We start from the raw sequence: 26934 nt of genomic DNA on the forward strand, positions 1-26934 counted from the left end.
TATGTAAAAAACCATGAAAGAGTTTGAATCTACAATAAGTACTATTGAATCTGGAATAAAAGCACAGCACGAAAGGCTACAAGTAATAAGTGAGAATATAGCAAATGCTAATTCCACTGCCACCACTCCTGATGCAGATCCTTATAGAAGAAAATTGATATTTTTTGAACCTAAATATGATCGAAAAAAAGATGCTTTAATAATAAAAACAAGAACAGCCAAGGATAGATCAAATTTCACAATAAAATACGAACCAAATCATCCGGCAGCAATTAACGGATATGTTGCCTATGCAAACGTCAGTAGTATAGTAGAAAACGCAGATTCTTTGGAAACAAGGATAGCATATGATTTAAACATGTCTATATTAAGCCAAACACTGAATATGCTGAATAAAACACTACAGGTATTGGATAAATAATTGTCATGAAAATCAATATAAATAATCTCAATGGAACAAATAATATAAAACCGATTCAGAAAATAAAATTCATTAATCATGATTTAATCACTAATAATAAATCGAATGTTGGCGCAATAAGTAATGTAACTGGCGCATTCAAAAATGTACTGAAAACATCGGAAACTAAAACTAAAGAAGCAATCACTGATAAAGCAGCTCTATACGATGTTGTAACTACAATTAGTAAAGCAGAAGCAGAGCTGAAATTATTACTCACACTGAGAGACGTTACTGTCAATGCTTGGAATGAATTAATTAAAATGAATATTTAGTAGCATAAAAACTCTTATGAAGCTAAATATTGAACATATAACAGTTATATGAGATAATCTTCTTGGTTAGTGGAAGTAGCTTCCTGTGTTTTTTTTCATTTCTAACCGTTTTCAAAAAATTTATCTGTTTAACTTAAAGTAAGAATTTCGTTCTTTGATATTTTCTAGGTGTTTCAATGACTTTCATAGATGTAGATTACAAGAAAAAAATATCTTCTTATCTGGACGCAGAAAAATATGTAGATCTGGAAAATTTCATAGCGGATAATAGTATTGATGAAGTACAATTAGTTGATTTTATCATTACTGCCTCTTTTGAAGAAAGAAAGCGTTTCTTTTTACACAATCTATACAAGCATGTTGCAATTATAGTAACATTACCAGAAGACATAAAAAATGACATTTTTGAATCATTTGATACTACACAGTCTTTTGCTAAAATAATAAATCCATTAGATCCAGATGAAATACGAGATATTATCTCTGATTTTGATTATACGTTACAAGAAGAAATAATATTATTCTTAGATAGCGAAAAGGCAAAAGCTTTACAAGAGATTTTATCTTATCCAGAGGAAAGTGCGGGAAGATTAATTAACAAAGATTTCTTAATAGCAAAAAAAGAACAAACGGTATCACAAACTATTAAGATGATAAAAGAAACCTTAAATATCAATGCACGAGAACACTATGATATTTTTGTGTTATCAAATAAGTCCGTTCCTATCGGAAGGTTAAGCATAAGCAAATTGTTATGTGCAAATGAAAAAGAAATCATAGAAAATCTGATGGATACAAATTTTCACACCATTGATTATGGTCTAAATCAAGAAGATGTAGCCACAATATTTAGAAAATACTCTCTAATATCAGCACCTGTAGTAAACAGTGTTGGCAAAATGATTGGAATAATTCACTATGATGAGATCATATCTGTTATCGTTGAAGAAGCTGAAGAAGACTTGTTATTATTAGGTAAAGTATCAGAAAGTGATTTGGACGCAAATTTATGGGAAACTTTCTCTAGGCGCATTCCATGGCTTTTTATAACCTTTTGTACAATAAATGTTGCATCTTTTATAGTAGGTTTATTTAACGAAACGTTACAAAAATCCGTTGAGATAGTAATTCTAATGCCTATAATAGCAGCAATGGCTGGAAACGCAGGCATACAGGCATCCACAATAGCTTTAAGAGCGGTAATCAACGGTACTATTTCGCATTTAAATTCAAAAAGACTCGTAATAAAAGAAATCATAACAGGATTGATAAACGGATCAATTATAGCAATAGCATCAGGGATAATAGTCATGTTTAGATTTCAGGACATAGGTGTTATGTTATCCTTTTGTACATCAATGACTTTGGTAGTCACTATTGCAACTTTCATGGGTTCTGCAGTTCCAATAATCTTAAATAGAATTGGATTAGATCCTGCACTATCTTCATCAATATTTGTTAGCTCAGTGACAGATATATTATCATTCTTCATACTTTTAGCCATCACAACGTTGATTTTATTATAAAATATATTATTATTTTGGAATGAAAAAAGTTGGTATACAAAGAACTTTACAGCAATCAGTTATTTCCCTCATTGATCATGATGGTTTAGAATTTGCAGGATATTTGTCATTTTTAACGATAATAACATTATCCCCTTTCATCATAATATTAACTATTGGGATCAGTAAATTTGCTACAATATTAAACGAAACAATCGAATTATCACAATATACAGATTACATATATGATAATGTATTAGAAAATTTACTATCTGATATTAGGCCATTTTTGGAGGAAGCAGCACATGTTAAAGATAATAACAAGATAATTAGTTTGATAATTATAAGTTCTCTATGGACATCTTCATCAGCTATTGAAGGCTTAAGATTAATATTGAATCGAGCTTATAGGGTAAAAAATATTCCACATTATATAATGCGAAGAATATTATCTGTAGGACAATTTATAGCCTTAGTTATTATCATTTCATGCTTACTAGTCGCAATAAACATCTTTCCTTGGATAAAAGAACTTACTAAAAATCATGATATTGATTCAGTATTCTATACATTTTTAGCAAAAAACGTCCATATTCCAGTGCTTATAACTTTATTGTTTTTAACAATCAATGCTATCTATTACTTCATTCCAAACGACAAACAAACATGGTCTTATCACATACCTGGTTCTCTGTTAGTGTTAATATTATGGACAATATGTACAAAAGGATTAAAATTATATATAACCTATTCAGCACAATTTAGTGCAATATACGGCGGAATAGCAGGAATAATAACGACTATGATATTCTTCTATTTACTGAATTTATGCATAATATACGGAGCAGAATTTAACTATTCTCTCAACATTTATCTCAAAAAACATAAAATATAAAACAATACACAAGATCGTATATCATAAAAAGACAAAATCAAATATATTTTGTATGCCAAAACACACACACGCTATCTAGATTTTTCAATCTTGCTTAACAGTACTGTTTTGCATACCTATTGTATTATAACCAGAATCAACAAATAGCACTTCTCCGGTCACACCTGAGGCAAGTTCACTGATTAAGTACGCTGCTGTTCTTGCTATATCATCCAGTGTGGTAGCTCTTCGTAAAGGTGCATTAGTAGAACACCACTGAAATATGTTTCTGAATTCATTGATTCCGTTAGCAGCTAAAGTTTTTATTGGCCCAGCAGATATAGCATTAACTCTTATATTATGCTTACCAACATCATTAGCTAGATATCTAACACTAGATTCCAAGGCAGCTTTGCATACTCCCATTACATTATAAAATGGAATAACCTTATTGGCGCCATAATACGACATTGTTAATATGCTCGCATTACGATCTTTCATTAAATGAATAGCATGCTTCACCAATGAAGTTAAAGAAAAGCATGATATATTCATCGCTTCTAAGAAATCCGTACGAGATGTATCATAATAATCTCCACTCAAACTATTCTTATTGGCAAAAGCAACTGAATGAACGATAAAGTCAAGGCTACCGAATTCTTTATCTGCATAATCAAAAAGCTGTTTTATACTCTCATCACTTGCAACATCACAGCAAACTACGTGCTTAAAACCAAACTCTTCTGCAATTGCCCGTACACGGCGCTCCAGACCATCATTATTGGGATAAGTCAATATAACATCATGAACACCACAATCACGAAAAAATTTTGCAACTCCATAGGCAATAGACCAATTATTGGCAATGCCCATGATAATACCTTTTTTCTTATTTAAGAAGCTCCCAAACATACCAAAACCTTACAACTAAGCTCCTATGTTATCACTTCCAAAACTAGACATTAATTTTGCTCTAGCATTATTAAAAGCAATCATTATCATTTGACACAATAATTCTCTAGTCTTATTATCTGCAACGTATTCTTCGCTAATATAGACGTTTTTCAAATTACCAGCAAAATCTATAGAGATCTTCACGGCACCAGCACCAGCCTCTCCTGTTACTTCTTTATTTTCATACTGTTTCATAAGATCTTTCATGCCATCCATAGAAAGCATCTTATTTAGTAGATTACTAAAATCATCATTCATATAACTTTCAAAAAACTATAATTTACGCACTTCTCTAAAATTAGTATTTGGAAAATACTCTTTTATCAATTCTTTATAACAATCACCTGTTTTATCTTCATCAGATGCTCTTAGAATATCTATTCTATCAAAATGCATATCATTTACCGCAAATAAATCTTCTAAAAGAGGTAATAACTCTGATTCTTGAGCATCACATTCTGTACGAAGTACACATGCTCCATTATTATAGTTTACACATTGCATTCGCGAAATTAAAGTATTATCACTCGAAGAAAGTATTTTAGATATCTTATTTTTATAATCTGTAACCGCATTGCTGCTGATATTACTATTTTTATCTGTCAATGTTTCAAATCCATATTCTATTATTTCACTAGGAGAAGGTAAGGTAGATATCATAGCAAGCTGCAATACAAGGATTTCTCCAGCCTGATAATGATTATGTGCACTAGAAATAACCTTCATATGAGATGAGATGGAATTCCAAACACGGATACATTTTTCTCTTTCTGCAAAATCCGTACTATTTTTATCATCTATGTTATGTTTATCACTGATTTTTGAATACAAAAAATCCAAAATATTTTGAAAGATACGAACCACAGATTCACCTGAATTATATATCTTTTTAAAATTATCAACAGCAGATTTATATTCACCATTAAGAATTTTATCTCCTAAATTAGCATAAACAGTACTATTTTTGTAACCGAGCATTTCTTTTATTTTATCAAGTTTATTCTGCCCTTCTGTGTATATATTTGACTGTTCAACAAGAGATATAGCATCCCTCATAGAACCCTTAGAAATTGTCGCTAAGAATTTTAATGCTTCATCATCAAAAGATATATTTTCATCCGCGATAATCTTTTTCATGTATTTTATTTGATCAATTTCTGGAACTCTTTGCAAGAAGAATCTCTGAGCACGAGAAATAATCGTTAATGGAATTTTTTCAATTTCTGTTGTAGCCATTATGAATTTTACATGAGCATAACATTCTTCGAAAATCTTCAATAGTGCATTAAATGCTCCTTTAGAAAGCATATGTGCTTCATCTATTATATAAACTTTATATCTTGAATAAATTGGTAAATAGCTTGCATTTTCTACTATACTTCGTATATCTTCCACTCCGTTATTACTAGCAGCATCAAGTTCTAAAATATCTCCTGTGAGATCCCCAGATATAACAGATACACAAGAACGACACTGATTACAAGGCTCTGTAGTAACACCAGTCTCACAATTTATAGATTTAGCAATAATACGTGCTATAGAAGTTTTTCCTACACCATAAGAACCCGAAAGTATAATAGTGGAAGCCAGATTATCAGATTTAATAGAATTCAACAATACCTTAATAGTAAAATCTTGGCCGACTATTTGATCTAAGGAAGAAGGTCTATATTTATTATAAAGAGCAACATAAGACATATGGCATCCAAAAAAAACAACCACACGAAAAAGAGTGACCTGACCTGGCTCAACAAAGCTCTAGCTGCTACATTTCTGCCCTGACTAAGTAAGCAGTTGAACCACCCAAGTCATAAGCAGTGTAACATACACTTTCAAACCTAACAATACTGTACATATCAAAGATCTATTTTTGTGTTAAATTAAGAAGATATTAGATGCACATAAAATATACAAATGCTAAATTCTATACACACTCATGCTTTTCAGGATTAATATAAGCATTAGCCTCTGAAATTAAATTATCTATTATCTGTTTAACAGGTAGTTCTTCTTTAATAAGGCCAACACTTTGCCCAGACATCAATGAACCCCTTTCTATATCACCTTCTATTACTGCTCTTCTTAAAGCACCAGCCCAGAATTTTTCAACTCGCAGAATAGCTTCCTGCTTAGATAGCTTGCCTTCTTTCATCAATTTTAGGCTCTCTTTCTGAACTTCAATAAACTCCCTTGTTGCAAGATTATTAATAGAACGCACTGGTATTACCGGTATTTCAGGACTAAATTGCACCGAAACTTGTGCATCACGTGCATTAGCTTTCAACATAACTTTCTTAAAATTCTCATGAGCAATAGATTCCTTTGCACAGGCAAATAATGTTCCAATTTGACATCCACTTGCACCCATACGTAAGAAATTAACAATACTACTTCCAGAACCTATGCCGCCAGCAACAAAAACTGGCACTTCTTTTACATAAGGTAATATTTCTTGAGCTAATACCAATGTGCTAACAGGGCCAATATGGCCACCAGCTTCACTGCCTTCTATAACTAATGCATCAATACCAATTCTAATCAGACGCTTTGACAAGCTCAATGTTGGAGCAAAAGCCATTGTTTTTACTTCAGATTTTTTTGCTTTCTCTATATGTTTAGCAGAAGGCATTCCTCCGGCGAATATTATATATTTAACACCATTAGATATACATACATCGATTAATTCATCTAACTGAGGATGCACCATTATGAGATTAACCCCATAAGGCTTCCCGTTGAGAAGTTCATTAGTAACTATTATTTCCTTATGTAACATATCAGGACTCATAGAACTACAAGCCAAGATTCCAAAACCTCCTGCATCTGCAATAGCTTTCACCAAAGTATGATCCGAAATCCAACTCATAGCTCCAGCCATTATAGAATGTTCAACACCAAGAAAATCAGCACCTCTTTTCCAAAATTGTGAAACATTAAGAATAGACATAGTCAACAACACTAAAAAAGAAAATAGTAAAGATAAATTGATACACACTACCGGTAATTATGTATTAATTATAATCAAAAGTACAGATGTAATTAAATAAACTATTTTATCGCTTATAATGTAAAAAATATTCTAACAATATGTTATAATCCGAGCGAATTGTATTAAATAAACAGGTTTTTTCAATGTGTGATGATGTTGATTTAATTGAAGAAAGCTCAGCTGCCTCAGAAAGTGAAGGACCATCGGCACTAATGAGTATGCTGCCATTGGCTGTAATATTTGTTGTTTTCTATTTTTTGGTTATTCGCCCACAATCTAAAAAAATTAAAAAGCATAATAATATGCTAGAGAATTTAAAGAAAAATGATAAAGTTATCACATCAGGTGGAATTATAGGAACTATCAATAGAATAGTAGATAAAAGAGTTTATCTAAGCATCTCAGAAGATAAAAATATTGAGATTATAGTAGATAGAAATTTTATCTCTGGTTTGGATTCAGAAGCAAAATAAGTGTGATGCTTATTGCAAAAATTATGGATGATTTTTGATTTGATCGAAGAATTCTGAAATTTTTTCAGCATCGGGATTGCCTTGCTTAAGATCTTCGTGTTTTTTATGTAGCATCTCTGATTTATAATGCTTATCAAAGTCTTTTGCTGCTTTCTCTTTAGTAAGGTTATTATATCTTAAAAAAGATTCTGTAGTGGTGTCGCTTATAATCTCAATAATTGTATCTTCGGTACAATTTTCTTTTATTAGAGGAGCAAAAAATTTCTTTATTGTTTCAGTGTTAGTTGAGCTAATCTGAGTGTTTTGTATGTTCTGTCTGATATAAAGAATGAAATTCTGACAATCATTTTGAGATTGCACATCATTGATGAAGCTAATTAAAAATTCAAGCATAATAATATTTCTTTTATCATGAAATTGAATTTCAGAGATTTTTTCATCCCTATTAGATTCAAGGAGAATTTCTGGATACATAACAGATAATTGCAAGAGCATGTTTTTATAAAGATTATCTTTCTCTTTATTCTTTGAAGAGTCAAAATTATAGTCATTAAGATCAATCTGTTTATTCTTCGATTTTCCAAGCATTTTAACTGCGGCAAATATTCTACGCCCAAAAAAACTTTTCAATGCAAAATAGGCGTTGGCATTATCTTTCTTGTTTATGAAAGAAAGAAATTCCTTTTCTATAAGCGATAAAAATTCAATCTGTTCTTCAGGAGAAAAGGGGGAGGTTCTTGCTTTTATATCTCGTTGTTTAACATAAAATTCCCATATTGCATCACTTATATCAAGAGGATTTTTCAATAATTTAGAAAACAGATTTTTATTCTCTATATACATATCATATGGATCTTTTCCATCTGGAAGAAATATTATTCGCACACGAGATGTAAAATCTACATCATTATTATATATAGTCTGAATAGAACGTTTAAAGGCATTTAATCCCGCATTATCTCCATCGAAACATAATATAATTTTTTTAAATCTCTTGAGAATATTTATATGAGAAGGTGTAAACGAAGTTCCCAGAATACCAAGTGCTTTAACACCTGCCATTTGCAAAGTTATAGTATCTATATATCCTTCAACAATAACCACAAAATTATAAAGATTTTTTTCGGTAATATATGTAAATGTCTTATGCATATTCAGCAACTGATCAAATCCATAAAACACCTTACTCTTATGAAAAATTTCCGTTTCTGGAGAATTTAAATATTTTGAATCTCTTGATGTGGAGTTATTACTACCTGATGGCAATAATCTTCCGCCAAATGCCACAATGTTAGCTTTATTATCTTTAATTGGAAAAATTATTCTATTTTTAAAAAGAGCAAATCCATTACGACTTAATAAGCCTGCTTTCTTTATCATGCCAATCGCATGCGTTTCTTTCAATTTGTTGAGAATAACATTGTTATCTGGAGCAAATCCTATCTCATACAATTTGCATACCATTTTAAAATCAAAGCCTAGATTTTCTATGCGTTGTCTAATATAACTTAAAGCCTTATTTGATCGAAATAATTCATCAGTAAAGAACTTATTAGTTTCTTTTAAAATTGCTGAAATAATATTTAATTCAGAATATTTATTCTTATTGGAATTTTTATCATAGTTTATATCTACATTTGCCATATTAGCTAAAAATTCAAGTGCTACAATAAAACTGCAGTTATCAAATTCCTGTATAAAAGAAAACATATCACCATGTTTTCCACAACCAAAGCAATAATATGATTCTTGTTTATCATCAACTTTAAAAGAAGGGGTTTTTTCATTATGAAAAGGACATAAAGCCCACATTACATTAGCTGTATTATTCAATCTAATGCGTGTAGAAATTACCTCTGAGATGCTCAATCGAGCTTTGATTAAAGAGACATAATCCATTATTTTATTATAACAAAAGCAATAGCATATTCTATCTCATCACTCATTGATACCTCTGCAGTATCATCTTGCAATCCAGTAATATAAAGTTTGGGCTTTCCAAATGAATTATTTCTCACTTCAATACTAGATAAAGCCATACCTTTGCGTGCACCAACAGCTTTTATATAAGCTTCTTTTGCCGCGAATCTTTTAGCAAAAAAAGCAGCCAGAGAATCTAGATGACAAAAAACTTTAGATTGTTCTATTTCATATTGAGAAAAAACTTTTTTTAAAAATTTATCTCCATAGATCTCTATCATTCTTCGTATTCGTAAAGTTGAAACTATATCCACTCCTATCATACTAAATAACAATCACATAAAAAGGAATTATATCACATAAAATTTTTCTGAACTTAATTGTAAAACAAAAAAATTCAGCACTTTTATTATTAAAGTAGCATTATTTGATTTTTTTATATATACTAATATTATAATATTTGATATATATATTAATAATATTGTCTCACATATTCCATTAATCTTAATCTAACACATTTTCAATACAATTGATAAAAGAACATTATGCCAGTATCTACAATGATAGAAGATTCCAAAAGCGAACAAGTATCCGATAATGAAGAAAATATGAAAGTAAAGCATATTGATATTGAAGAATATATTGATATCTCCAAAAGAATCACGGAATTAAGATTTAATATATACAAAAAAGTAGCAGCTATAATAACAATGCTGCAATTAATAAATAGAATAAAAGAAACAGAGAAAATTCTGCATCAAACACAAAACTCTGAAGTTGTAAAGATTTTTCGCCACTTGATTAGCACCGAAAGAAGACGATTAATCTACATTATGCGATTGATAAACAGCTCAAAAGAACTTGATAAATCTCATAAGATATCAGAAAAGAATTTTGTAATAAACAATATACTTAAGATATCTGGTTTATCTCAAGACCTCCCAAGTAGCAATATACAAGATATAAATCCAAACAACATACAGGCTTTATCTGAACGACAAGGTCCTGAAATAAGTTTTAAAAAATAGTATTAATATACTCTCTTTTTAGGCTTTATATATTCAACTTCATCTGTCAAAGTCTCTGTATGAACGCGTCTGTAATCAATTTTTACTGAATAATCTTTAGGGTCAATCCAACATAGAGTATGCTTCATCCAGTTTTTATCATCTCTTTCTTTATAATCTTCTCTAGAATGAGCGCCTCGACTTTCAGTTCTATTATGAGCAGAATTAACTGTAGCAAAAGCTTGAATTAGCAAATTTCTTAACTCTAGTGTCTCCATTAAATCGGTATTCCAAATCAATTCCTTATCTTTGATTGAAACTCCGGAATCAAAATTCTTCAACAAATCAAACATGACATTTTTAGCTTTTGCCATACTTGCATCATCTCTGAATACAGCGGTACATTCTTGCATTACAGATTGCATATCTTTTCTGACTCTAGGAGCAAAAATTCCTCCAGACCTTCTAAATCTTAGTTCATCAAAATAAGAAATAACTTCATCTATCTCACTTTGAGAAATAACGGGTTGATCAATATTATTCACAATCTCAGAAGCTTTTATTGCAGCAGCACGACCAAAGACTATTAAATCTAATAATGAGTTAGATCCTAGCCTATTTGCGCCATGCACAGAGATACATGCAGCTTCTCCAATAGCCATCAAACCTTCAACGGCAAATTCATCACAGAGCTTATCAGCTCCCTTCTTTTTTGAATTAGAAAAATTAAGAACTTGTCCATGCATATCAGTTGGGATGCCACCCATGTTATAATGCACAGTTGGTATAACAGGGATTGGTTCTTTGGTAACATCAACTCCAGCAAAAATTTTAGCTGTTTCAGTTATTCCAGGTAAACGTGAGTGTAATATATCTTTTGGTATATGAGATAGTTGCAAATATACGTGATCTTTTTTCTCGCCTACGCCGCGTCCTTCTTTAATTTCAGTAGCAATAGAACGGCTAACAACATCTCTAGATGCAAGATCTTTTGCATGAGGAGCATAACGTTCCATAAAACGTTCACCTTTTGCATTAAGCAAAAATCCTCCTTCACCCCTTGCACCTTCTGTAATTAAACATCCGCTACCATATATCCCCGTTGGATGAAATTGTACAAATTCTGCATCTTGCAATGGAATGCCTTTACGCAACACCATACCTCCACCATCACCTGTGCAAGTATGTGCACTAGTAGCAGAAAAATATGCCTTACCATAACCACCTGTTGCCAGAACAACTATCTTGGCATTAAAAATGTGCAAACTCCCATCTTGTAGACACCACGCAATAACACCTTTGCATTTTGAATCTTCAATTATGAGATCAAGGACAAAATATTCAACATAGAATTCTGTTCCAAGTTTCACACACTGTTGGTATAACGTATGCAATATAGCGTGACCCGTTTTATCTGCTGCGGCACAAGTTCTCTGAGCTTGTTTTCCTTCTCCGAATTTAGTAGTCATTCCACCAAAAGCTCTTTGATATATCTTTCCTTCTGATGTACGAGAAAATGGAACACCATAGTGCTCTAACTCTAATATGGATTGAGGTGCCATTTTACACATATATTCTATGGCATCCTGATCACCTAACCAATCAGAACCCTTAACTGTATCATACATATGCCAGCGCCAGTCATCTTCATCCATATTTCCCAATGCAGCACTTATCCCACCTTGAGCTGCCACCGTATGACTTCTTGTAGGAAAAACTTTGGATATGCAAGCTGTTTTCATATTACGCTCAACCATCCCAAGAGATGCTCTTAACCCAGCACCACCAGCACCAACAACAACGACATCATAATCGTGACGCATTATATCATAAGACGCAATCATCACTAAAACATAGATAAAAAATTCTAGACTAAGATTATCACTTCATAATAAATAGTCAACTAACCTAAAAAAGAAATAGCTAACTACACTCAGTGAAACGTGTTACAAGAAACAGTAACAACAACAAAGGCGTAAAATATACAAACAAAATTTGTAAAATGATAATCATTACAAGAAAATATCCATTAAATAAATTTCAATCTAAGTGAAAGATTCTTTGAGCACAATTTCTATTTAGAATAGTATCTATTATGTTTGCTAAAGGTAGATATTCTTCAAATCTATCTTCATCCAACTTTACTTTATTAGGTAAAATAGCACTGATTGTTATTCTATCTGAAAGGCTTTCTATCATCTCTCCAAAATTGAAGAGAGTTTTTTTGCTCAAAGTATAAGTAAAATACTTTTTGATATCTTTACGCAAAACCATTCTGTCGCACATATTAATTATTTTTACCTTATATTTAGTGTTCTTTTTTAATAAGAATTTAGAAAGTAGAATTGGTATCTTTACATGAATCATGAAGAAAGCATCAAAATCTTTCATTTTGATATCTTCAAATGATTGGGGATAAAAAATTGAAGCATTGTTAATCAGCACACTAGGAATAATTCCATCATTTGCAAATGCAGATAGATTATCAATAATATCACATTGATCATCCAATAAATCTCGACAAATCACATAGCATTGCACATTATATTTTTGAGTAATAAATGTCTTCAAAGCGCTTGCTTTATCGCCTGAGCGATAATAATGCAGTATTATATTATATCCTTTTTTTGCCAAGCTAATTGCAATAGATTGCCCTAAATTACTTGTTCCTCCAGTTATCAATGCATACATATTATTATTTACTGTTATTGGTGATGAAAAAATTCGTTAATAAAATTTTAGTATAAGTTATTAATTTTATATATATCAACAAATCACAGCATCAAGACATTTAGTGATTTTTTACGAAAATTAATTTAAAAGGTAAAAATAGAATTAAAAAATATCCTTGCGTCCTGTGGAAAAGTCATAAATTTGTTTTTTATAGCAGCAAATATGTAGTCATACAGAAAATTATTGTTAAATCATCGTATTATTATTTATAAATATCGGTATAAATCGTAGAGACTGTATTTTCAATAAGAAAGTTTTTTATAATATGAATGGTGCTTTATGCTAAAAATAGCATAAAAAACAAATAACTGAAAAAGCTAGGAACAGTCTGAGAAAACATTAAATCAAAAAAATAATTAAACAATTAATAGTTGAAAATTTAATCAAAAAGAAATATATATTATTAATAAACTATTAAAATTTATAATAAATGACAAATACAGAGTTTAATGTGCCATAAAATACCAAATATCCTTGAAATTATTTACTTAAAATGTAGAAAATGCTAAAATCTGAGTAGATTTGATATCTGCTATCAAATTTTCTTTGAAGCGATGTAGCTCAGTTGGTTAGAGCAATGGGATCATAATCCATGTGTCGGGGGTTCGACTCCCTCCATCGTTATAATTTTTATGATTAATTATCACATCCCCTTTTGCTTATTCGTTGTTATTTGGTGCTGTTTATTTTTTGAATTCAAAGAGTAAAAAACTTTCTAAAGAAAATAGTTACGATAATTGCGACTCCATTGAAAGTAGTCGCTAAAAAAAGATCCAATCTCAAAAAATAGAACCTCTTCGCGAAGTTCTTATTGAAAGATTAGTGGAGTAACAGAAAACCCAAAGATGATAATATAGGGAGGAAAGGATATGGAAGGCATTGTGTCCCTGTTACTCCACTAATCTTTCAAAGTAAATGCTAAAATAGCACCAGATCATTATACCAACTCTGGCAAGTAAAAGCCAATACTCTTATTATAAAAACAGCAATTATCTTTAAAAAAGACCAAAAAGCGCTTAAGAAAGTACAATTAAAATTATAAATTATAAAAAATTAATTTTTTATAAAAATAAATTACAAAAAAAAACACAATTACAAAAAATAGTTGAAAGCATTTTTTATAAGATTCTCACCCATGTTCAGATTAGGTGATACAGATTGATTGCAAGAAGAAAAATATTTATCAATAAAAAAATTCTTGTTAGAGAAATCACTATATCCTCTTTCAGGATGAGGCATGGTTAATAGCATGCAACCACTGACATCCGTGATAGCAGCAACTCTATCTTGCGATCCATTAAAGTTATTTCTATATTTCATTGCAATCATTCCTTGATCAGCCATATCTTTGAATGATTTATCATCAAAGAGAAACCTACCCTCTCCATGAGCTACCGGTAATTCTCCTTTATCAATATCCTTATACCATATATTAGATGCTTTACTATTTGCTACAACATCTACAGATTGCCAAGCACAAACATATGTTTCATGTTTATTTTGAGCAATAGAAACAACATCATTAAAAAATAGCTTTGTCATAATCTGACAGCCATTACAAATACCTAACACTAATTTCTTCTCATTGAGAAAAGTCTTTATCTTATCTAAAAGATTATATCTTATATCCATACTAAAAACTGTCCCAGAACCTAATTGATCACCATACGAAAACCCCCCTGGAAAAATTAGCATTTGATATTTATCAATAACGTCAGGTTTAGCAATTAAAGAAGCGATATGTATCTTATCAACAAGAAAACCAACTTCTGCAAATGCAAAAGCTGTTTCATCTTCACAATTAAGACCAACACCAGAGATCACAAGTAGATTGGGCTTAAGCATATTTCATTACCTCCAAATATAACGAACAAAATATCATGCTTAACGATTTGCAGATATAGTATCACAACAAAAACATATCAGAAAGCATATAGTCATTAATACATATTCCAAATGAATAATAACTTCTATATATCTTTCAATCATGAGTTCTTTCTCAAATATATGTATAATGCACCATCTCCGCCATCTCTTGGACAAGCAACATTCCAATACAAGATACAATTACAAACAGTAGAACTATTTATCCAGCTTTTGATTTCTGATCTAATAACACCACCTTTACCAGTTATTATAATCAATAATCTCTTCTGTGCAGAAAAATTCTTTCTAATAAAGAAAATAAATGTCTTTTGTGCATTTTCTAACGTATATCCATGCAAATCTAACACATCATCTATACAAATAGCTCTCTTTTTTATTTTTTTCATAATATCTTGCGGCATACTATTAGAAATATTAGTGCTACTGATTTCAATATCCTTCAATGCATCAGCATACATTTTCTTATTATTATCGAATAAATCATTTCTATGTAAATTTTTCACCTCTATTTTAGATGAATTTTCCATGTGAAAAAATCGATTATTTTGAATTTTTCTTATGCCCAAATATCCTAGAGAATCAGCCCAATTTAGAGTTTTTTTTTTAACATAAAGAGATTAAGGTTAGACATTCTCACTTTATCTAATTTTGCAGTAAATCTCCTATAACTAGCAAATAAATTATCATCATAGGTATCAATATTATTATCAAAGATACTTTTTATACCAATCATCTCTAATTTTTTTCTGACATATCCTGTCAAATCAAAATACATATTATTATCTCTGTATTTAAAGTAAATTTGAGTATTTGAATCAACAGATAACATGTGATTGTAAAAATCTGAATGCACTTCATAAGAAAAACATCTAATAGAAGGTGATAACATTGCACATATATTTCTAGTATTAGCTCCTATTTTCACCATAGAATCAACGGTGTTTTTAACGACATCTAACGCAGCCCCTTTACATCCGGCATGTGCCAAGCCAATAACATTATTCTCTTTATCAGCTAAAAAGACTGCAATACAATCTGCTGTATTAACACCGATCACAAGATCTTCTACATTTGTAACTATTGCATCAGCAACAATAGAATTTTTTTTATAATCAGATGAGAAAGAAGTCTTATTAACAGTGAAGACTCTATTTTTATGCTCTTGTTTAACAAAACAATATAACTTGGAATCAAAAAATTTTGATAAAACATTTTTAATCATAGAATCATCAAAAATGCTAGATGTATTCAAGGGATATAAAATGTTGTGCACAAATAACTCGCCTGTAAAGGATTGAAAACCTTTATCTTTAAAGATATTAACCTTATAATCCATGAGCTTGGTGTTGAAAATGTAAAATATGCTTACTACAGTGTTGTTATAGTAAAACATAAAAAGTATATAATAAATAACAGAACGCCGTTATTTTTATGCGTATTATAGTATATATTAAAAATGTATTGGAACAGAAAAATAAATTTTATACATTACTCTAAGTATTGTACATTGGCCAGCATTCTCGTCATCATAATATCTGCTGCGATTTTCTTCTGGAAAGGGCCAAATATAGGAATAGATTTTGCCGGCGGCTTCATGATAGAAGCTACTTATGATAATGAAAAATATGATGTAGAGACAATTAGAAATTTGATATCGGATATGAATTATGAGGGAGCAGTTGTTTATTCATCTTCAAAAAATACGGTTGTCATAAAAATCAAAGCTACATCAGAGGGCAAAGGTGCTGCATCAAAATTACAAGAAGAATTAACTCAAAAATATGACCTAACGTATCAAAGAGTTGATTTTATAGGTGCAAACGTTAGTCATGAAATGATAAGAAGCGGAATATTAGCAATAATATGTTCCTTTATGGGTGTTGCGATATATATCTATCTTAGATTTAATCCGATATTTGCTTTCAGCGCAGTGATAGGAATAATTCACGATATAGTTGTCTTGCTGTGTTTTTTTCTAATATCTCAGATAGAATTTACCATATCATCAATAGCGGCAATATTAACTATTATAGGGTATTCAATTAACGATACAGTAGTAATATTCGATAGAATAAGAAGACAATTGCGTATAAATAAGGGGAATAATACTGTTATATCAGCTGAATTATTAAATAACAGCATCAGTATGACATTGAGTAGAACAATTATAACATCTGTTACAACCTTGATTGCTGCAGCTGCAATGATCTTATTATCTCGAGGAGAGCTAAGAAATTTCAGTACAGTAATATTTTTTGGTGTAACTATCGGTACTTATTCTTCGATATTCATCGTGCCATATTTTATCAATATCACTGAAAGATACAAAAAGTCGAAGAAGTGAAACTCTGTTATTATTCGGATAGTGATATTATTTTATCCCACTGTCCTTTGGTAACTTCAGATACAGATAATCTGCTTTGTCTTAAAATCTGCATATCAGATAAAACATCTGTAGCTTTAATCAGAGCAAGAGATACAGGTTTGTTTAAAGAGTTGATGCATTTAAATTCCACGACAGTTTCATCATTATCGATAAAGTGTGTTTTGGAGACTTTTGCAATACCCATTATATATTTTTCATGAGAATGATAAAAAAAGGCAACTTCTCCCAACTGCATTCTCTTCATATTTTTAATAGCTTGATTATTCTTCACGCCATCCCAAAGAGTATATTTATCTTTTACAAAGTCACTCCAAGAATAATCTTTTGGATCAGCTTTGATCAGCCATTTAGACATCAATCAAAACCCTTATTACGCCTTAGATAAGTAGGAACATTCAAATTTTCATCAAAACCAGGATATGTTGTCACAGCATCTCCCTCATAATGTTCTCTGTCTTCTGCATTATTATCACGAACATTATAAGCTGTGATATCAGAAAGTCTTTTACTATCGCCACTACCAATACCAGTAGCAAAAACAGAAACTCTAATGCTACCGTTCAACTCTTCTTGGAAAGTTGATCCAAAAATTATGTTAACTTTATCATCAGTTTTTTCACGTATACAGTTAGCAGCAATATCTAACTCAAATAGTGTTAAATCTGATCCACCAGTAATATTTATTAAAATACCCCTAGCTTCGTGTATAGGGACATTATCCAATAACGGATTGGATATAGCCTGCTCAGCAGCTTTTATTGCTCTATTTTCTCCTGAAGCTTGTCCTGTTCCCATCATAGATCTACCCATGCAATTCACAACAGACCTGATATCAGCAAAATCAAGATTAATCAATCCAGGTTTTGTAATTAGATCTGTAATTCCTCTAACACCACAATGTAATATATCATCTGCCATTTGAAAAGCTTGTGTAAAAGTTGTTTTATCATCAGCTATTCTAAATAAATTTTGGTTGGGAATAACAATAAAAGTATCAACATTTTTCTGCAATTCTCTTAAACCTTCTTCAGCAACACGCATTCTATGTATACCTTCAAAGTTAAAAGGTTTGGTAACTACAGAAACGGTAAGAATTTTATGTTCTTTTGCTAATCTAGCAATAACAGGAGCCGCACCTGTTCCTGTGCCACCTCCCATCCCTGCAGTGATAAATATCATATCACTACCATCTATAAATTCTGCTATCTCTGTTAATGATTCTTCTGCAGATTCTCTTCCTATCTCTGGAACTGAACCAGCTCCCAAGCCTTTTGTTAATTTTGCACCAAGCTGAATACGATTCTTTGTCTTAGAAAATGCAAGAGCCTGAGCATCTGTGTTTGCACTAATAAACTCAACTCCAGTAAGACCAGAATTGATCATATTATTTAAAGCATTTCCGCCAGCGCCCCCTACTCCGAAAACAACTATACGTGGTAACAAAACATTAGTTCGCATATCATCTTCAACTACTGATTTACTCCTATACAGTTCAAACGAAGACAAAACAGAACCTCTTATATCTATTTAAATAAAATTTTTACACCAAAATATCTTTTTGACAATAATTTATAACTTTTTTCATAGCCTGCTGTTCTATTTGACGCACTCTCTCTCTAGAAACAGACAATTTTTTACTAAGTTCTTCCAAAGTTACAGGTTTACTTAATAATCTGCGATTCATTAATACATATCGATGACGCTCGTCTAAAATAGCAATAGCTTCTTCTAATTTTCTTTTACGCAACATATTATCTTGTGAATGCATCACTGATAAATCATGCCCCGCATCACCAGGAATTCTATCCTGTAATTCATAATCTCCATCTCCTCCAGTATAATTAAGAGACATATCTCCCTTATTCAAAACTAAAGACATCTCATTAACATCCAAATCTTTAACACTTAAAGATTGAGCTATTTCTTGATTTATTTCATCACCACTTTTTTTGCCAGAGCTCAGAAGTGTTATTTTATTATAAAGTTTACGAAAATTAAAAAACAATTTACGATGAGCCTTAACCGTTCCTCTTCTTACAATAGACCAGTTACGTAATATATATTCTTGTATTGAAGATTTTATCCACCACATTGCGTAAGTAGAAAGTCGATTCCCAAATTTTGGATCAAAATTACGCACAGCTTTCATAAGCCCTATATTCCCTTCTGCTATCAAATCCATGATAGGGGTACCATAATTTACAAAACCTCTGGCAATTTTAACAACCAGCCTTAGGTGAGAACATACCAATTGATGTGCGGCAGAGATATCTTTCTCAAAACATAATTTGTGCACCAAAGCTTTTTCCTCTTCTAAAGTCAAAAGAGGAAATTTTTCTACTTTCGAGACATAATCCAGAAAATTACAATCCAAACTAATTAAACTAGCCATTGTCAATTGCAGTATAAAAATCAATCACCAAAAAAATCTTTCTTATTTTAATATAAAAAGTCAAAATTAATAAACACTAAACCTTACTGTAATACAGTAAAAATTCACTGTATTACAGCTATAAATCAGGAAAGGTTTACAACTATCTCGTTCAATTGTAGCATATAGCAGGATAATAGTGAAATTGTATTGTTTATAGGTAGAATGAAATGCAAATATACATAAATGACAGCTCACTTCGTTTAAATTCTAAAATAAAAGAATATATCAACAGTCAAGTTTTAGAAATGCAAAAATTCATGGATAACCCTTCTGCGATAAGGATAAATGTAAACAAAGAGCATATACATTTCACATGTGAAATAATATTACATGAGAGTTATTCCAAACACGATACAACTATTAAATCAGTAAAAAAAGGCACCATTCCGATGATGGTAATAAAGCAGGCTTTATCTTCAATGAGAAAGCAATTAAAACGTAGACATGAAAAAGTACATAATAAATTGCATGCCAATCATCATAAAAAAATTTTTAAAATTAAAGAATATACCATCAACAAGGTATTTGAAATTGAAAATATAGATGATGAAAATTTTGAATATGATCTTGATGATGAATCTGATTTACCAATAAAATTTTGCTCTACAAAAGATGCGTTAATGTATATGGAGATGGAAAATTCGTCATATTACATATTTGTTAATATAGAATCTGAAACGATGAGTGTAATCCAAAAGCTACCAAATGGTCAGCTAAAAATAGTTGATACACATCAAAAAGTAGTTTGACCTTGTTCAAATAATCTTGGATAAGACAAAAGATAAATTTTTACCGAATATTGGGATTATTTTTATACTCTGCAATAAGATTGGATACCAGATGTTGCTCACCTTTAATGCCATTAATAATACCAGAATCGTTGACATCACCAATCTTAATGATATCAAAGGGGCCGAATATTTCTAATAATCTTTGTTCAAAGATTGGGTTAACAGTAATCACTATATGTGCTTCAAAATATTGCGACCATATTTCATTACCTATAGTTATCTCAGCACCTTTGTTATTCGCAATCAATTTCTTAGCTATTGCGTAATCTAAGCCACTTTTTTCTACCGCAATTGCAGAAGCGATAATCCCTTCTTTTACTGCCTTATAATATTTGTTATATATATCACTTATTCTTAGAAAATCAATTTTAATATCACTTTTAAACCCAATTTGATAAATCAAATCTCCTGCAAGTTTTGCGTCAAAAGAAACAGCTTGATTACAATCTTCTATAACTCCAATGGCAGTAATCAATATTGTTGGAGTATTTGCTACTTTCACGATGTTAGCATTTTCATTGTATCCAACAAAATCATTATGCATGCTATCTTTTCCTGATACAAAAGGAGTGTTCATTCCTATTGAAATTTCATAACATGCTCTAACAGATTCCTTCAATTGAAATAATCTAGTCGTAGAATAAGGATTAGACCAACAAAAATTATCAAGTAATGCAATTTTTTGAGGATTAGAACCTACCACAATAGCTTTTCTGATAGATTCTTCAATTGTTAAGGTTGTAACAGTAAATGGATCACAATTGTCTTCTATGACAGACATAGTATGTGTCACTGCTACTCCTTCAAGAGAATCATATAAAGGTTTTATTATAGAAGTTTGTGAATCAATTGCATTATTTCCATGTATCGGATAAAGCAAAATATTAGCTTGCACAGTATGATCATATCTACGAAATAGAAATTCTCTGCTACATAGATTATTATCCTTTATTTTATCAGTTAAATTTTTCTTTGATACAAGATTATCTAAAGGATCTTTAGTAAAAACATAAGGTTTGGTTTTTAAATCGTAATAAGGCATCTTGTTACAAAGCATATCTAGATCAACATCTGCTACAATATCTCCGTGATATTTAATCATACCTCTCCCAGAATAATTAAATTCTCCTATTACACACATTTCAACCTGATGCATTGCCATAAGCTTAGATAATTCATCAACTTTCTCAGGAGAAACTGCTAGAGTCATACGCTCTTGAGATTCAGAAATCCATATTTCCCACGGATGTAAATCATTGTATTTTAGTAACACTTTATCCAAGTTTACAACAAAACCTGCAAATCCCATTTCTCCAACAGAAGAAGATAAGCCACCTGCTCCATTATCTGTGATAGCGTTGTATAAATCGCGATCTCTCGCATCTTTTATAATTGCATCAGAAACTTTCTTCTGAGTAAATGGATCTCCTCTTTGTACTGTGCTACTGACAATATCATCTTTATCAGATATAGATGAAGAAGTTGCGCCGTGTATACCATCTCTACCGGTTCTATTTCCAACTATAACAATTAAATCACCGTCATTAACGACTTTTTCACTTGAAAGACGCTCATTAATATATTTGGGGATCAAACCTATAGTACCAGCAAATACAAGAGGTTTAGCATTAAAATGCTCTCCAAAATGCATACTTCCATATACAGTAGGAATCCCCGATTTATTACCTGCAAGCTCAATACCTTTAATTACTCCTTCATATATATGATCAGTACTGAGTCTTTTTTTCGTTAAATCTGCATCAACGTATAAAATTTTGTTATTTGATAATTCTGCAAAACAAAAGCAAAATATATTTGCTATAGGTTTAGCACCAAGACCAAAACCTATTACATCGCGATTAACGCCTAATAAACCTGTTTCAGCTCCACCTATAGGGTCAATAGCACATGGACTATTATGTGTTTCAACTTTTATTGCAATAGCATAATCATCATTCAAAGAAATAGCTCCTGCGTTATCAGAAAAAACGGAAAAACAGAATTCATCTCCTCTATTTTTTATAATTTGATCAGTAGCTGCTCTTATATAAGTTTTGTACAGGCCATCACTTATATCATCTATCGGACTATTAAATATTGTATGCTTACAATGTTCTGACCAACTTTGTGCAAAAAACTCTACCTCAACATCTGTGGGATTTCGACCAATCACAGCATAATAATTTTTCATTACAGAAAGCTGTAAATTATTCAGTGACCAACAATTATCTGTACTTAGACCTGATAATTCACTAATAGATCTGTTTATAAAATCAAATCGGTTAACTTCTGGTTCAAAGTTTTTTATATCGTGATGATCAATTATATAATCTTCATAGAATGAAATATCTTTATCTCGTATATGACACTTATGAAAAATCAGATTATTCAAATCTTCTTTAAGATCAGACTTATCATAATCTTTTTTATTCATTAAGATAATAAAAGCATAATTGCTCTTAGCATCAATCTCTAACAATTTATACATGCAGCGATCAATAATAGTGCTAGGTGAATCAAGAGATATCTCTCTTTCAAAAGCTTCTATTACAAATAAAGAATCATTATCTTCTTCTAGATTATTATTAACTTGATAATTCCATTTTAAATCTTCAAGCGGCGTTATTTTCTTTGAATTAAATTCGTAAATTTTACCATCAACATCTTTAGCGAAACCTCTCCATATTTGATTTGAAGATACAATATCATTAAAGAAATTACGAATCACAGAAAGTTCTATATTTCCTTTAATTATAAAGACTTCGATAGTATTAACAATTTTATCAGAAATATATCCCATATTTACTGTCAAAAATTGAAATTTAATATCTGCAGAATCTTTAGGGACAATTTCAATCCTAAAATCACACAATTCAGAACTTAACATTCTACCGCTTTTATAACAAATTCACACATCAAAATCATTGAAATAGATACCACAAATATCAAGAACTATAAAGTAAGATTTTTTCCAAAAGATATTAATAAATAAAAAGAGAAAATTATTGTTATTGCACAAATACGCCACTAATGATACAATTTGCGCACCTTTGGTGGGATGTAGCCAAGTGGTAAGGCAATGGTTTTTGGTACCATGATTCGAAGGTTCGATCCCTTCCATCCCAGCTCAAATACTAGCTTCCTTCTGTTATTTTTTGAATTAATAAAAAAATAAATAATACATTCTAACCTATTGCTACTGTTTTAATGCCCTGTTAAGCTCAAGATTTGGCTTTTGTCATCTTGATTAACAATCTTAACTGTTGTTATACTATCGCTTAGCTTAGGCATTTGTTCTAATTTGTGTATATGTAAATGGTAGTGATAACTATGCCATTCATCTCAATAATTGTCAGTTTGTTGTTGATTTCTGTTTTCCAAAGGAAAGCTAATTGGCTTTCTCTAATAGCGCTTTTATTGCAGCTTTTTAGTATGCGATATTTAGGTCAGTCAGGAGAAGATTTATTATTGTCTGCAGATAGCATGATAAAATATGATTACGTGCTACATTATCTGACACATATAGATCCAATATCTATAATAATGACTGAATTAACAGTTTTTATAATTCTCTTGTGTGTAATATACAATTGGCAGATGAATGCAGGCTTTTTTGTCTTATTGCTGTTAACAGATTTAATTTTATTATTTTTCTTCAGTACAAATAATTTGCTGATATTTTACATATTATTTGAATTATCGTTAGTACCGATGTTCTTAATAATTGGCATTTGGGGCAGTGAAACTAAAATTCGAGCAGCGTTCAAATTTCTTTTCTACACTCTATTTGGTTCTATATTATTTATATCTTCAATAATAATAATAATAGTTTTGGCTGGCAATAAAGTAGATTTTCAAACACTTTCTGAAACGGTTCGAACTATACCTTCGTGCTATAAGATGTTTATATGGTGGTCATTGTTTATAGCATTTGCAATAAAAATTCCTATGTTTCCTTTTCATACTTGGTTGCCAGAAGCGCATGTTCAAGCACCGGCAAGCGGTTCTATGATATTGGCTGGTGTATTAATAAAAATGGGATTATATGGCATGTTAAGAATCCTTCTGCCTATATTACCAGAAATAAGTGCGCAATTTGCAGATTTGGTCACTACATTAAGTATTATAGCGATAATTTATACTTCGTTTGTTGCCTATTCTCAAACTGATATGAAAAAAATGATTGCATATTCTTCTGTAGCGCATATGGGCGTTGCCACTGCTGGAATATTTTCCATGAACAAAACAGGTTTGGAAGGTGCTGTATTTCAGATGTTTAGTCACGGAATAATTTCTTCTGCATTATTTTTATGTATTGGTATATTGTACACAAAGCAACATACTAGGAAAATTTCTGCATTTTCGGGATTAGCTACTTCTGCTCCTTTTTTTGCATTTGCCTTCATAATTCTTTCCATGGCTTCTGTTGGATTACCAGGAACTTCAGGCTTTATAGGAGAATTTTTGTGTATTTTGGGTGTATTCTATGCTTCTCCTATCAATGGTTTATTGTGTGCCACAGGAATGATCTTATCAGCCTGCTACATGTTAAAACTATGCAAGGCGATTATATGGGGAAAAATTCCAGAAAACAGAATTAATGTATCTCATGAAATTCCGAGAAATGAAAAATTATGTTTAATTGCACTATTAGTATTGATACTGATGCTAGGAATATTTCCGAATGATTTCTTGACGAAGATTAGTATTTCATCAGAGCGAATAACAAGTTTGATTGTTTAAGGTGTAACAAAAATGTATAAAGTTATTGAGAATCTCTTACTTAATTCTTTTGCAATAAATGAAAAGATAACCAAAATCTACCTTTTCCCAGAATTGATGTTATTTTGTTTATCATGTTTGATTTTATTCTTTAAAAGAAGACACTTATTATCTATTTCAAGCTTAATAATATTCATATTTTCTCTTGTTATTATAATGTTTTCTCAAAATGAATTATCAGACTTAATTGATAATCTCAATCCTGTTTTTTTATTCAAGATAGTTGAAAATCCTCTATTAATGAAGATAGTTCTAGCAAAATTAACAATACTTATTGTTATCCAATATAGTAAAAAATATCAGATAGATAGCATAGTATTATACTTCATGATATCAGCTCTTATTGGATCATGTTTAATGATATCTTTTGATCATCTTTTATACATTTTGATTTCTCTAGAGTTAGTTTCTTTCTCTTCTTATATAATGGTATCGATAAGAAATAAAGGAAATAAATTATTACCTGAAGCAACTTTAAAGTATTTTGTTTTAGGCTCAATATCTTCTTGCATGATGCTATATGGGATATCATTGTTATACATATACTCAGATTCTCTATACTTAACAGATCTAATAAGGGAGATAAATGCAAACAAAGAATCTCTCTTTTTGAATTTTGCATTAGCTTTATTTTTTATAGGATTGATATTCAAAATAGGGACATTCCCATATCATAATTGGATGGCAGATCTCTATCAAGGAGCTCATCCATTTGCTGTATCTTTTGTGTCAACAATTCCTAAGATAATGATAATTTATTTCTTATCAAGGTTAACCATTTTGCATATGGAATCAAAAATAATGGCGTATATTTTATGTATTTTAGGTTGTTTATCGATGTTTTTCGGTACTTTTTCAGCCATCAAACAAGATGATATAAGAAGAATAGTAGCTTATGGAACTACTAGTCAGATTGGATATATTCTTATTTGCATATCTTTATCTCTATTATATAGTAGTTTTTCTAATGCTAATATAACCTATGCTATATGTTATTCAATCTGCATGATTGGAATATTTTCTATCATGATGCAAATTATCAAAGGGCACGAAACATCAGAATTATCTTGTCTTTGTAAAAATAATCCTATAATCGCTATATCATTGGTATTATTGATATTATCCATTTCGGGCATTCCTCCTATGCCTGTATTTTTATCAAAGCTAATGTTGATGAAAGATATTGCTTTAATTACCAATACAAATGGAATACTCTCATTTGGAATTGTTATGATAATAGCTATTATGACTTTCAGTGTGATATCAATGTTGTACTACTTTAATATAATAAAGAATATTTATTTTTATATGGACAGTAGAACATCATCTAAGATGGTATTCATGAGAAGCTTCACTTGTAATTTGGTTTTGACAATAATTATATTTTCTATTCTTTTCTACACAATAGTACCAATTGCAAAAATAGATATTGTACAAACTATAGAAAAAATTCTATAATCTGCG

General features: G+C 30.8%; 25 protein-coding genes, 2 tRNA genes and 1 other RNA gene. 12 read left to right on the forward strand and 16 right to left on the reverse strand.

Annotated elements, in window-relative coordinates; genetic code table 11:
• The first annotated feature begins 13 nt into the window (after positions 1-13).
• The 4 genes from GUI12_04430 to GUI12_04445 all read left to right on the forward strand — a co-directional run bounded on the left by GUI12_04430 (position 14) and on the right by GUI12_04445 (position 3135).
• Complete coding sequence (locus GUI12_04430; GenBank protein UAT43377.1) at positions 14-421, forward strand: flagellar basal body rod protein FlgC; 408 nt, start codon at positions 14-16, stop codon at positions 419-421.
• A gap of 5 nt (positions 422-426) precedes the next feature.
• Entirely contained in the window at positions 427-735 is a 309-nt protein-coding gene (locus tag GUI12_04435) for a hypothetical protein (GenBank protein ID UAT43378.1), read from the forward strand.
• A 176-nt stretch (positions 736-911) separates the two neighbouring features.
• Entirely contained in the window at positions 912-2261 is a 1350-nt protein-coding gene (locus GUI12_04440; protein UAT43379.1) for a magnesium transporter, read from the forward strand.
• Positions 2262-2280: 19 nt separating this feature from the next.
• Positions 2281-3135, forward strand: coding sequence for a YihY/virulence factor BrkB family protein (locus GUI12_04445; GenBank protein UAT43380.1), 855 nt, complete (start codon positions 2281-2283; stop codon positions 3133-3135).
• A gap of 84 nt (positions 3136-3219) precedes the next feature.
• On the opposite strand, the gene GUI12_04450 is transcribed toward GUI12_04445, so the two are convergent.
• From GUI12_04450 to GUI12_04470, 5 genes are all read right to left on the reverse strand, one after another.
• Positions 3220-4026, reverse strand: coding sequence for an enoyl-ACP reductase (locus tag GUI12_04450; protein ID UAT43381.1), 807 nt, complete (start codon positions 4024-4026; stop codon positions 3220-3222).
• 15 nt (positions 4027-4041) lie between these two features.
• The gene (locus GUI12_04455) at positions 4042-4326 is read right to left on the reverse strand and encodes a YbaB/EbfC family nucleoid-associated protein (protein UAT43382.1); all 285 of its coding nucleotides are present in this window, start codon (positions 4324-4326) and stop codon (positions 4042-4044) included.
• Positions 4327-4341: 15 nt separating this feature from the next.
• The gene (dnaX, locus tag GUI12_04460) at positions 4342-5766 is read right to left on the reverse strand and encodes a DNA polymerase III subunit gamma/tau (GenBank protein ID UAT43383.1); all 1425 of its coding nucleotides are present in this window, start codon (positions 5764-5766) and stop codon (positions 4342-4344) included.
• Between the two features lie 30 nt (positions 5767-5796).
• Positions 5797-5881: signal recognition particle sRNA small type (gene ffs / locus GUI12_04465), an RNA gene on the reverse strand.
• Between the two features lie 111 nt (positions 5882-5992).
• Positions 5993-7015: a 2-nitropropane dioxygenase gene (locus GUI12_04470; GenBank protein ID UAT43384.1), complete on the reverse strand. Its 1023-nt coding sequence runs from the start codon at positions 7013-7015 to the stop codon at positions 5993-5995.
• A gap of 254 nt (positions 7016-7269) precedes the next feature.
• On the opposite strand from GUI12_04470, the gene yajC reads away from it, so the two are divergent.
• The gene (gene yajC, locus GUI12_04475; GenBank protein UAT43450.1) at positions 7270-7530 is read left to right on the forward strand and encodes a preprotein translocase subunit YajC; all 261 of its coding nucleotides are present in this window, start codon (positions 7270-7272) and stop codon (positions 7528-7530) included.
• Between the two features lie 21 nt (positions 7531-7551).
• Here the strand turns inward: yajC and dnaG are convergent, their stop codons facing one another.
• Entirely contained in the window at positions 7552-9429 is a 1878-nt protein-coding gene (dnaG, locus tag GUI12_04480; GenBank protein UAT43385.1) for a DNA primase, read from the reverse strand.
• The gene (gene acpS, locus GUI12_04485) at positions 9429-9773 is read right to left on the reverse strand and encodes a holo-[acyl-carrier-protein] synthase (protein ID UAT43386.1); all 345 of its coding nucleotides are present in this window, start codon (positions 9771-9773) and stop codon (positions 9429-9431) included. Before acpS ends, dnaG begins: the two co-directional genes overlap by 1 nt.
• A gap of 222 nt (positions 9774-9995) precedes the next feature.
• Between acpS and GUI12_04490 the strand changes: the two genes are divergently transcribed.
• On the forward strand, positions 9996-10478 hold the full coding sequence (locus GUI12_04490) for a hypothetical protein (protein UAT43387.1): 483 nt from the start codon (positions 9996-9998) through the stop codon (positions 10476-10478).
• Positions 10479-10480: 2 nt separating this feature from the next.
• Here the strand turns inward: GUI12_04490 and GUI12_04495 are convergent, their stop codons facing one another.
• A complete protein-coding gene (locus tag GUI12_04495) occupies positions 10481-12301 on the reverse strand; it encodes a succinate dehydrogenase flavoprotein subunit (protein ID UAT43388.1) in 1821 nt (606 codons plus the stop codon).
• A 196-nt stretch (positions 12302-12497) separates the two neighbouring features.
• Positions 12498-13148 carry an SDR family NAD(P)-dependent oxidoreductase gene (locus tag GUI12_04500; protein UAT43389.1) on the reverse strand — a complete coding sequence of 217 codons (651 nt, stop codon included), beginning with the start codon at positions 13146-13148 and terminating at the stop codon, positions 12498-12500.
• A 592-nt stretch (positions 13149-13740) separates the two neighbouring features.
• On the opposite strand from GUI12_04500, the gene GUI12_04505 reads away from it, so the two are divergent.
• A tRNA-Met gene (locus GUI12_04505) sits at positions 13741-13814 on the forward strand.
• Positions 13815-14282: 468 nt separating this feature from the next.
• Here GUI12_04505 and GUI12_04510 read toward each other — a convergent pair.
• The 3 genes from GUI12_04510 to pgeF all read right to left on the reverse strand — a co-directional run bounded on the left by GUI12_04510 (position 14283) and on the right by pgeF (position 16350).
• A complete protein-coding gene (locus GUI12_04510; protein UAT43390.1) occupies positions 14283-15035 on the reverse strand; it encodes a phosphoribosylformylglycinamidine synthase subunit PurQ in 753 nt (250 codons plus the stop codon).
• 140 nt (positions 15036-15175) lie between these two features.
• Positions 15176-15604: a Smr/MutS family protein gene (locus GUI12_04515; protein ID UAT43391.1), complete on the reverse strand. Its 429-nt coding sequence runs from the start codon at positions 15602-15604 to the stop codon at positions 15176-15178.
• 62 nt (positions 15605-15666) lie between these two features.
• Positions 15667-16350 carry a peptidoglycan editing factor PgeF gene (pgeF, locus tag GUI12_04520; GenBank protein ID UAT43392.1) on the reverse strand — a complete coding sequence of 228 codons (684 nt, stop codon included), beginning with the start codon at positions 16348-16350 and terminating at the stop codon, positions 15667-15669.
• 234 nt (positions 16351-16584) lie between these two features.
• Here pgeF and secF point away from each other — a divergent pair, with 234 nt between their 5' ends.
• Complete coding sequence (gene secF, locus GUI12_04525) at positions 16585-17421, forward strand: protein translocase subunit SecF (protein UAT43393.1); 837 nt, start codon at positions 16585-16587, stop codon at positions 17419-17421.
• Positions 17422-17431: 10 nt separating this feature from the next.
• On the opposite strand, the gene GUI12_04530 is transcribed toward secF, so the two are convergent.
• The 3 genes from GUI12_04530 to GUI12_04540 form a co-directional block, all read right to left on the reverse strand.
• Positions 17432-17818: an EVE domain-containing protein gene (locus GUI12_04530; GenBank protein ID UAT43394.1), complete on the reverse strand. Its 387-nt coding sequence runs from the start codon at positions 17816-17818 to the stop codon at positions 17432-17434.
• Positions 17818-18921: a cell division protein FtsZ gene (ftsZ, locus tag GUI12_04535; protein UAT43451.1), complete on the reverse strand. Its 1104-nt coding sequence runs from the start codon at positions 18919-18921 to the stop codon at positions 17818-17820. Before ftsZ ends, GUI12_04530 begins: the two co-directional genes overlap by 1 nt.
• Before the next feature lie 82 nt (positions 18922-19003).
• On the reverse strand, positions 19004-19855 hold the full coding sequence (locus tag GUI12_04540) for a sigma-70 family RNA polymerase sigma factor (GenBank protein UAT43395.1): 852 nt from the start codon (positions 19853-19855) through the stop codon (positions 19004-19006).
• Between the two features lie 209 nt (positions 19856-20064).
• Between GUI12_04540 and GUI12_04545 the strand changes: the two genes are divergently transcribed.
• Positions 20065-20646 carry an HPF/RaiA family ribosome-associated protein gene (locus tag GUI12_04545; GenBank protein ID UAT43396.1) on the forward strand — a complete coding sequence of 194 codons (582 nt, stop codon included), beginning with the start codon at positions 20065-20067 and terminating at the stop codon, positions 20644-20646.
• Positions 20647-20686: 40 nt separating this feature from the next.
• Here GUI12_04545 and GUI12_04550 read toward each other — a convergent pair whose 3' ends face one another.
• Positions 20687-23575 carry a phosphoribosylformylglycinamidine synthase gene (locus tag GUI12_04550; protein UAT43397.1) on the reverse strand — a complete coding sequence of 963 codons (2889 nt, stop codon included), beginning with the start codon at positions 23573-23575 and terminating at the stop codon, positions 20687-20689.
• 167 nt (positions 23576-23742) lie between these two features.
• Between GUI12_04550 and GUI12_04555 the strand changes: the two genes are divergently transcribed.
• From GUI12_04555 to GUI12_04565, 3 genes are all read left to right on the forward strand, one after another.
• A tRNA-Gln gene (locus tag GUI12_04555) sits at positions 23743-23814 on the forward strand.
• A 189-nt stretch (positions 23815-24003) separates the two neighbouring features.
• Positions 24004-25431 carry an NADH-quinone oxidoreductase subunit M gene (locus GUI12_04560; GenBank protein ID UAT43398.1) on the forward strand — a complete coding sequence of 476 codons (1428 nt, stop codon included), beginning with the start codon at positions 24004-24006 and terminating at the stop codon, positions 25429-25431.
• A gap of 195 nt (positions 25432-25626) precedes the next feature.
• On the forward strand, positions 25627-26928 hold the full coding sequence (locus GUI12_04565) for a hypothetical protein (GenBank protein UAT43399.1): 1302 nt from the start codon (positions 25627-25629) through the stop codon (positions 26926-26928).
• The last annotated feature ends 6 nt before the right edge of the window (positions 26929-26934 follow it).

The sequence above is a fragment of the Anaplasmataceae bacterium AB001_6 genome, from assembly GCA_020002265.1.
In the GTDB taxonomy this organism is placed as follows: domain Bacteria; phylum Pseudomonadota; class Alphaproteobacteria; order Rickettsiales; family Anaplasmataceae; genus AB001-6.

Bases quoted from the DNA above. Each gene is read 5' to 3' on its own strand.
- GUI12_04430 (UAT43377.1), top strand. From the start codon at position 14: ATGAAAGAGTTTGAATCTACAATAAGTACTATTGAATCTGGAATAAAA.
- GUI12_04435 (UAT43378.1), top strand. From the start codon at position 427: ATGAAAATCAATATAAATAATCTCAATGGAACAAATAATATAAAACCG.
- GUI12_04440 (UAT43379.1), top strand. From the start codon at position 912: ATGACTTTCATAGATGTAGATTACAAGAAAAAAATATCTTCTTATCTG.
- GUI12_04445 (UAT43380.1), top strand. From the start codon at position 2,281: ATGAAAAAAGTTGGTATACAAAGAACTTTACAGCAATCAGTTATTTCC.
- GUI12_04450 (UAT43381.1), bottom strand. From the start codon at position 4,026: ATGTTTGGGAGCTTCTTAAATAAGAAAAAAGGTATTATCATGGGCATT.
- GUI12_04455 (UAT43382.1), bottom strand. From the start codon at position 4,326: ATGAATGATGATTTTAGTAATCTACTAAATAAGATGCTTTCTATGGAT.
- dnaX (UAT43383.1), bottom strand. From the start codon at position 5,766: ATGTCTTATGTTGCTCTTTATAATAAATATAGACCTTCTTCCTTAGAT.
- GUI12_04470 (UAT43384.1), bottom strand. From the start codon at position 7,015: ATGTCTATTCTTAATGTTTCACAATTTTGGAAAAGAGGTGCTGATTTT.
- yajC (UAT43450.1), top strand. From the start codon at position 7,270: ATGAGTATGCTGCCATTGGCTGTAATATTTGTTGTTTTCTATTTTTTG.
- dnaG (UAT43385.1), bottom strand. From the start codon at position 9,429: ATGGATTATGTCTCTTTAATCAAAGCTCGATTGAGCATCTCAGAGGTA.
- acpS (UAT43386.1), bottom strand. From the start codon at position 9,773: ATGATAGGAGTGGATATAGTTTCAACTTTACGAATACGAAGAATGATA.
- GUI12_04490 (UAT43387.1), top strand. From the start codon at position 9,996: ATGCCAGTATCTACAATGATAGAAGATTCCAAAAGCGAACAAGTATCC.
- GUI12_04495 (UAT43388.1), bottom strand. From the start codon at position 12,301: ATGATTGCGTCTTATGATATAATGCGTCACGATTATGATGTCGTTGTT.
- GUI12_04500 (UAT43389.1), bottom strand. From the start codon at position 13,148: ATGTATGCATTGATAACTGGAGGAACAAGTAATTTAGGGCAATCTATT.
- GUI12_04510 (UAT43390.1), bottom strand. From the start codon at position 15,035: ATGCTTAAGCCCAATCTACTTGTGATCTCTGGTGTTGGTCTTAATTGT.
- GUI12_04515 (UAT43391.1), bottom strand. From the start codon at position 15,604: ATGGAAAATTCATCTAAAATAGAGGTGAAAAATTTACATAGAAATGAT.
- GUI12_04530 (UAT43394.1), bottom strand. From the start codon at position 17,818: ATGTCTAAATGGCTGATCAAAGCTGATCCAAAAGATTATTCTTGGAGT.
- ftsZ (UAT43451.1), bottom strand. From the start codon at position 18,921: ATGCGAACTAATGTTTTGTTACCACGTATAGTTGTTTTCGGAGTAGGG.
- GUI12_04540 (UAT43395.1), bottom strand. From the start codon at position 19,855: ATGGCTAGTTTAATTAGTTTGGATTGTAATTTTCTGGATTATGTCTCG.
- GUI12_04545 (UAT43396.1), top strand. From the start codon at position 20,065: ATGCAAATATACATAAATGACAGCTCACTTCGTTTAAATTCTAAAATA.
- GUI12_04550 (UAT43397.1), bottom strand. From the start codon at position 23,575: ATGTTAAGTTCTGAATTGTGTGATTTTAGGATTGAAATTGTCCCTAAA.
- GUI12_04560 (UAT43398.1), top strand. From the start codon at position 24,004: ATGGTAGTGATAACTATGCCATTCATCTCAATAATTGTCAGTTTGTTG.
- GUI12_04565 (UAT43399.1), top strand. From the start codon at position 25,627: ATGTTTTCTCAAAATGAATTATCAGACTTAATTGATAATCTCAATCCT.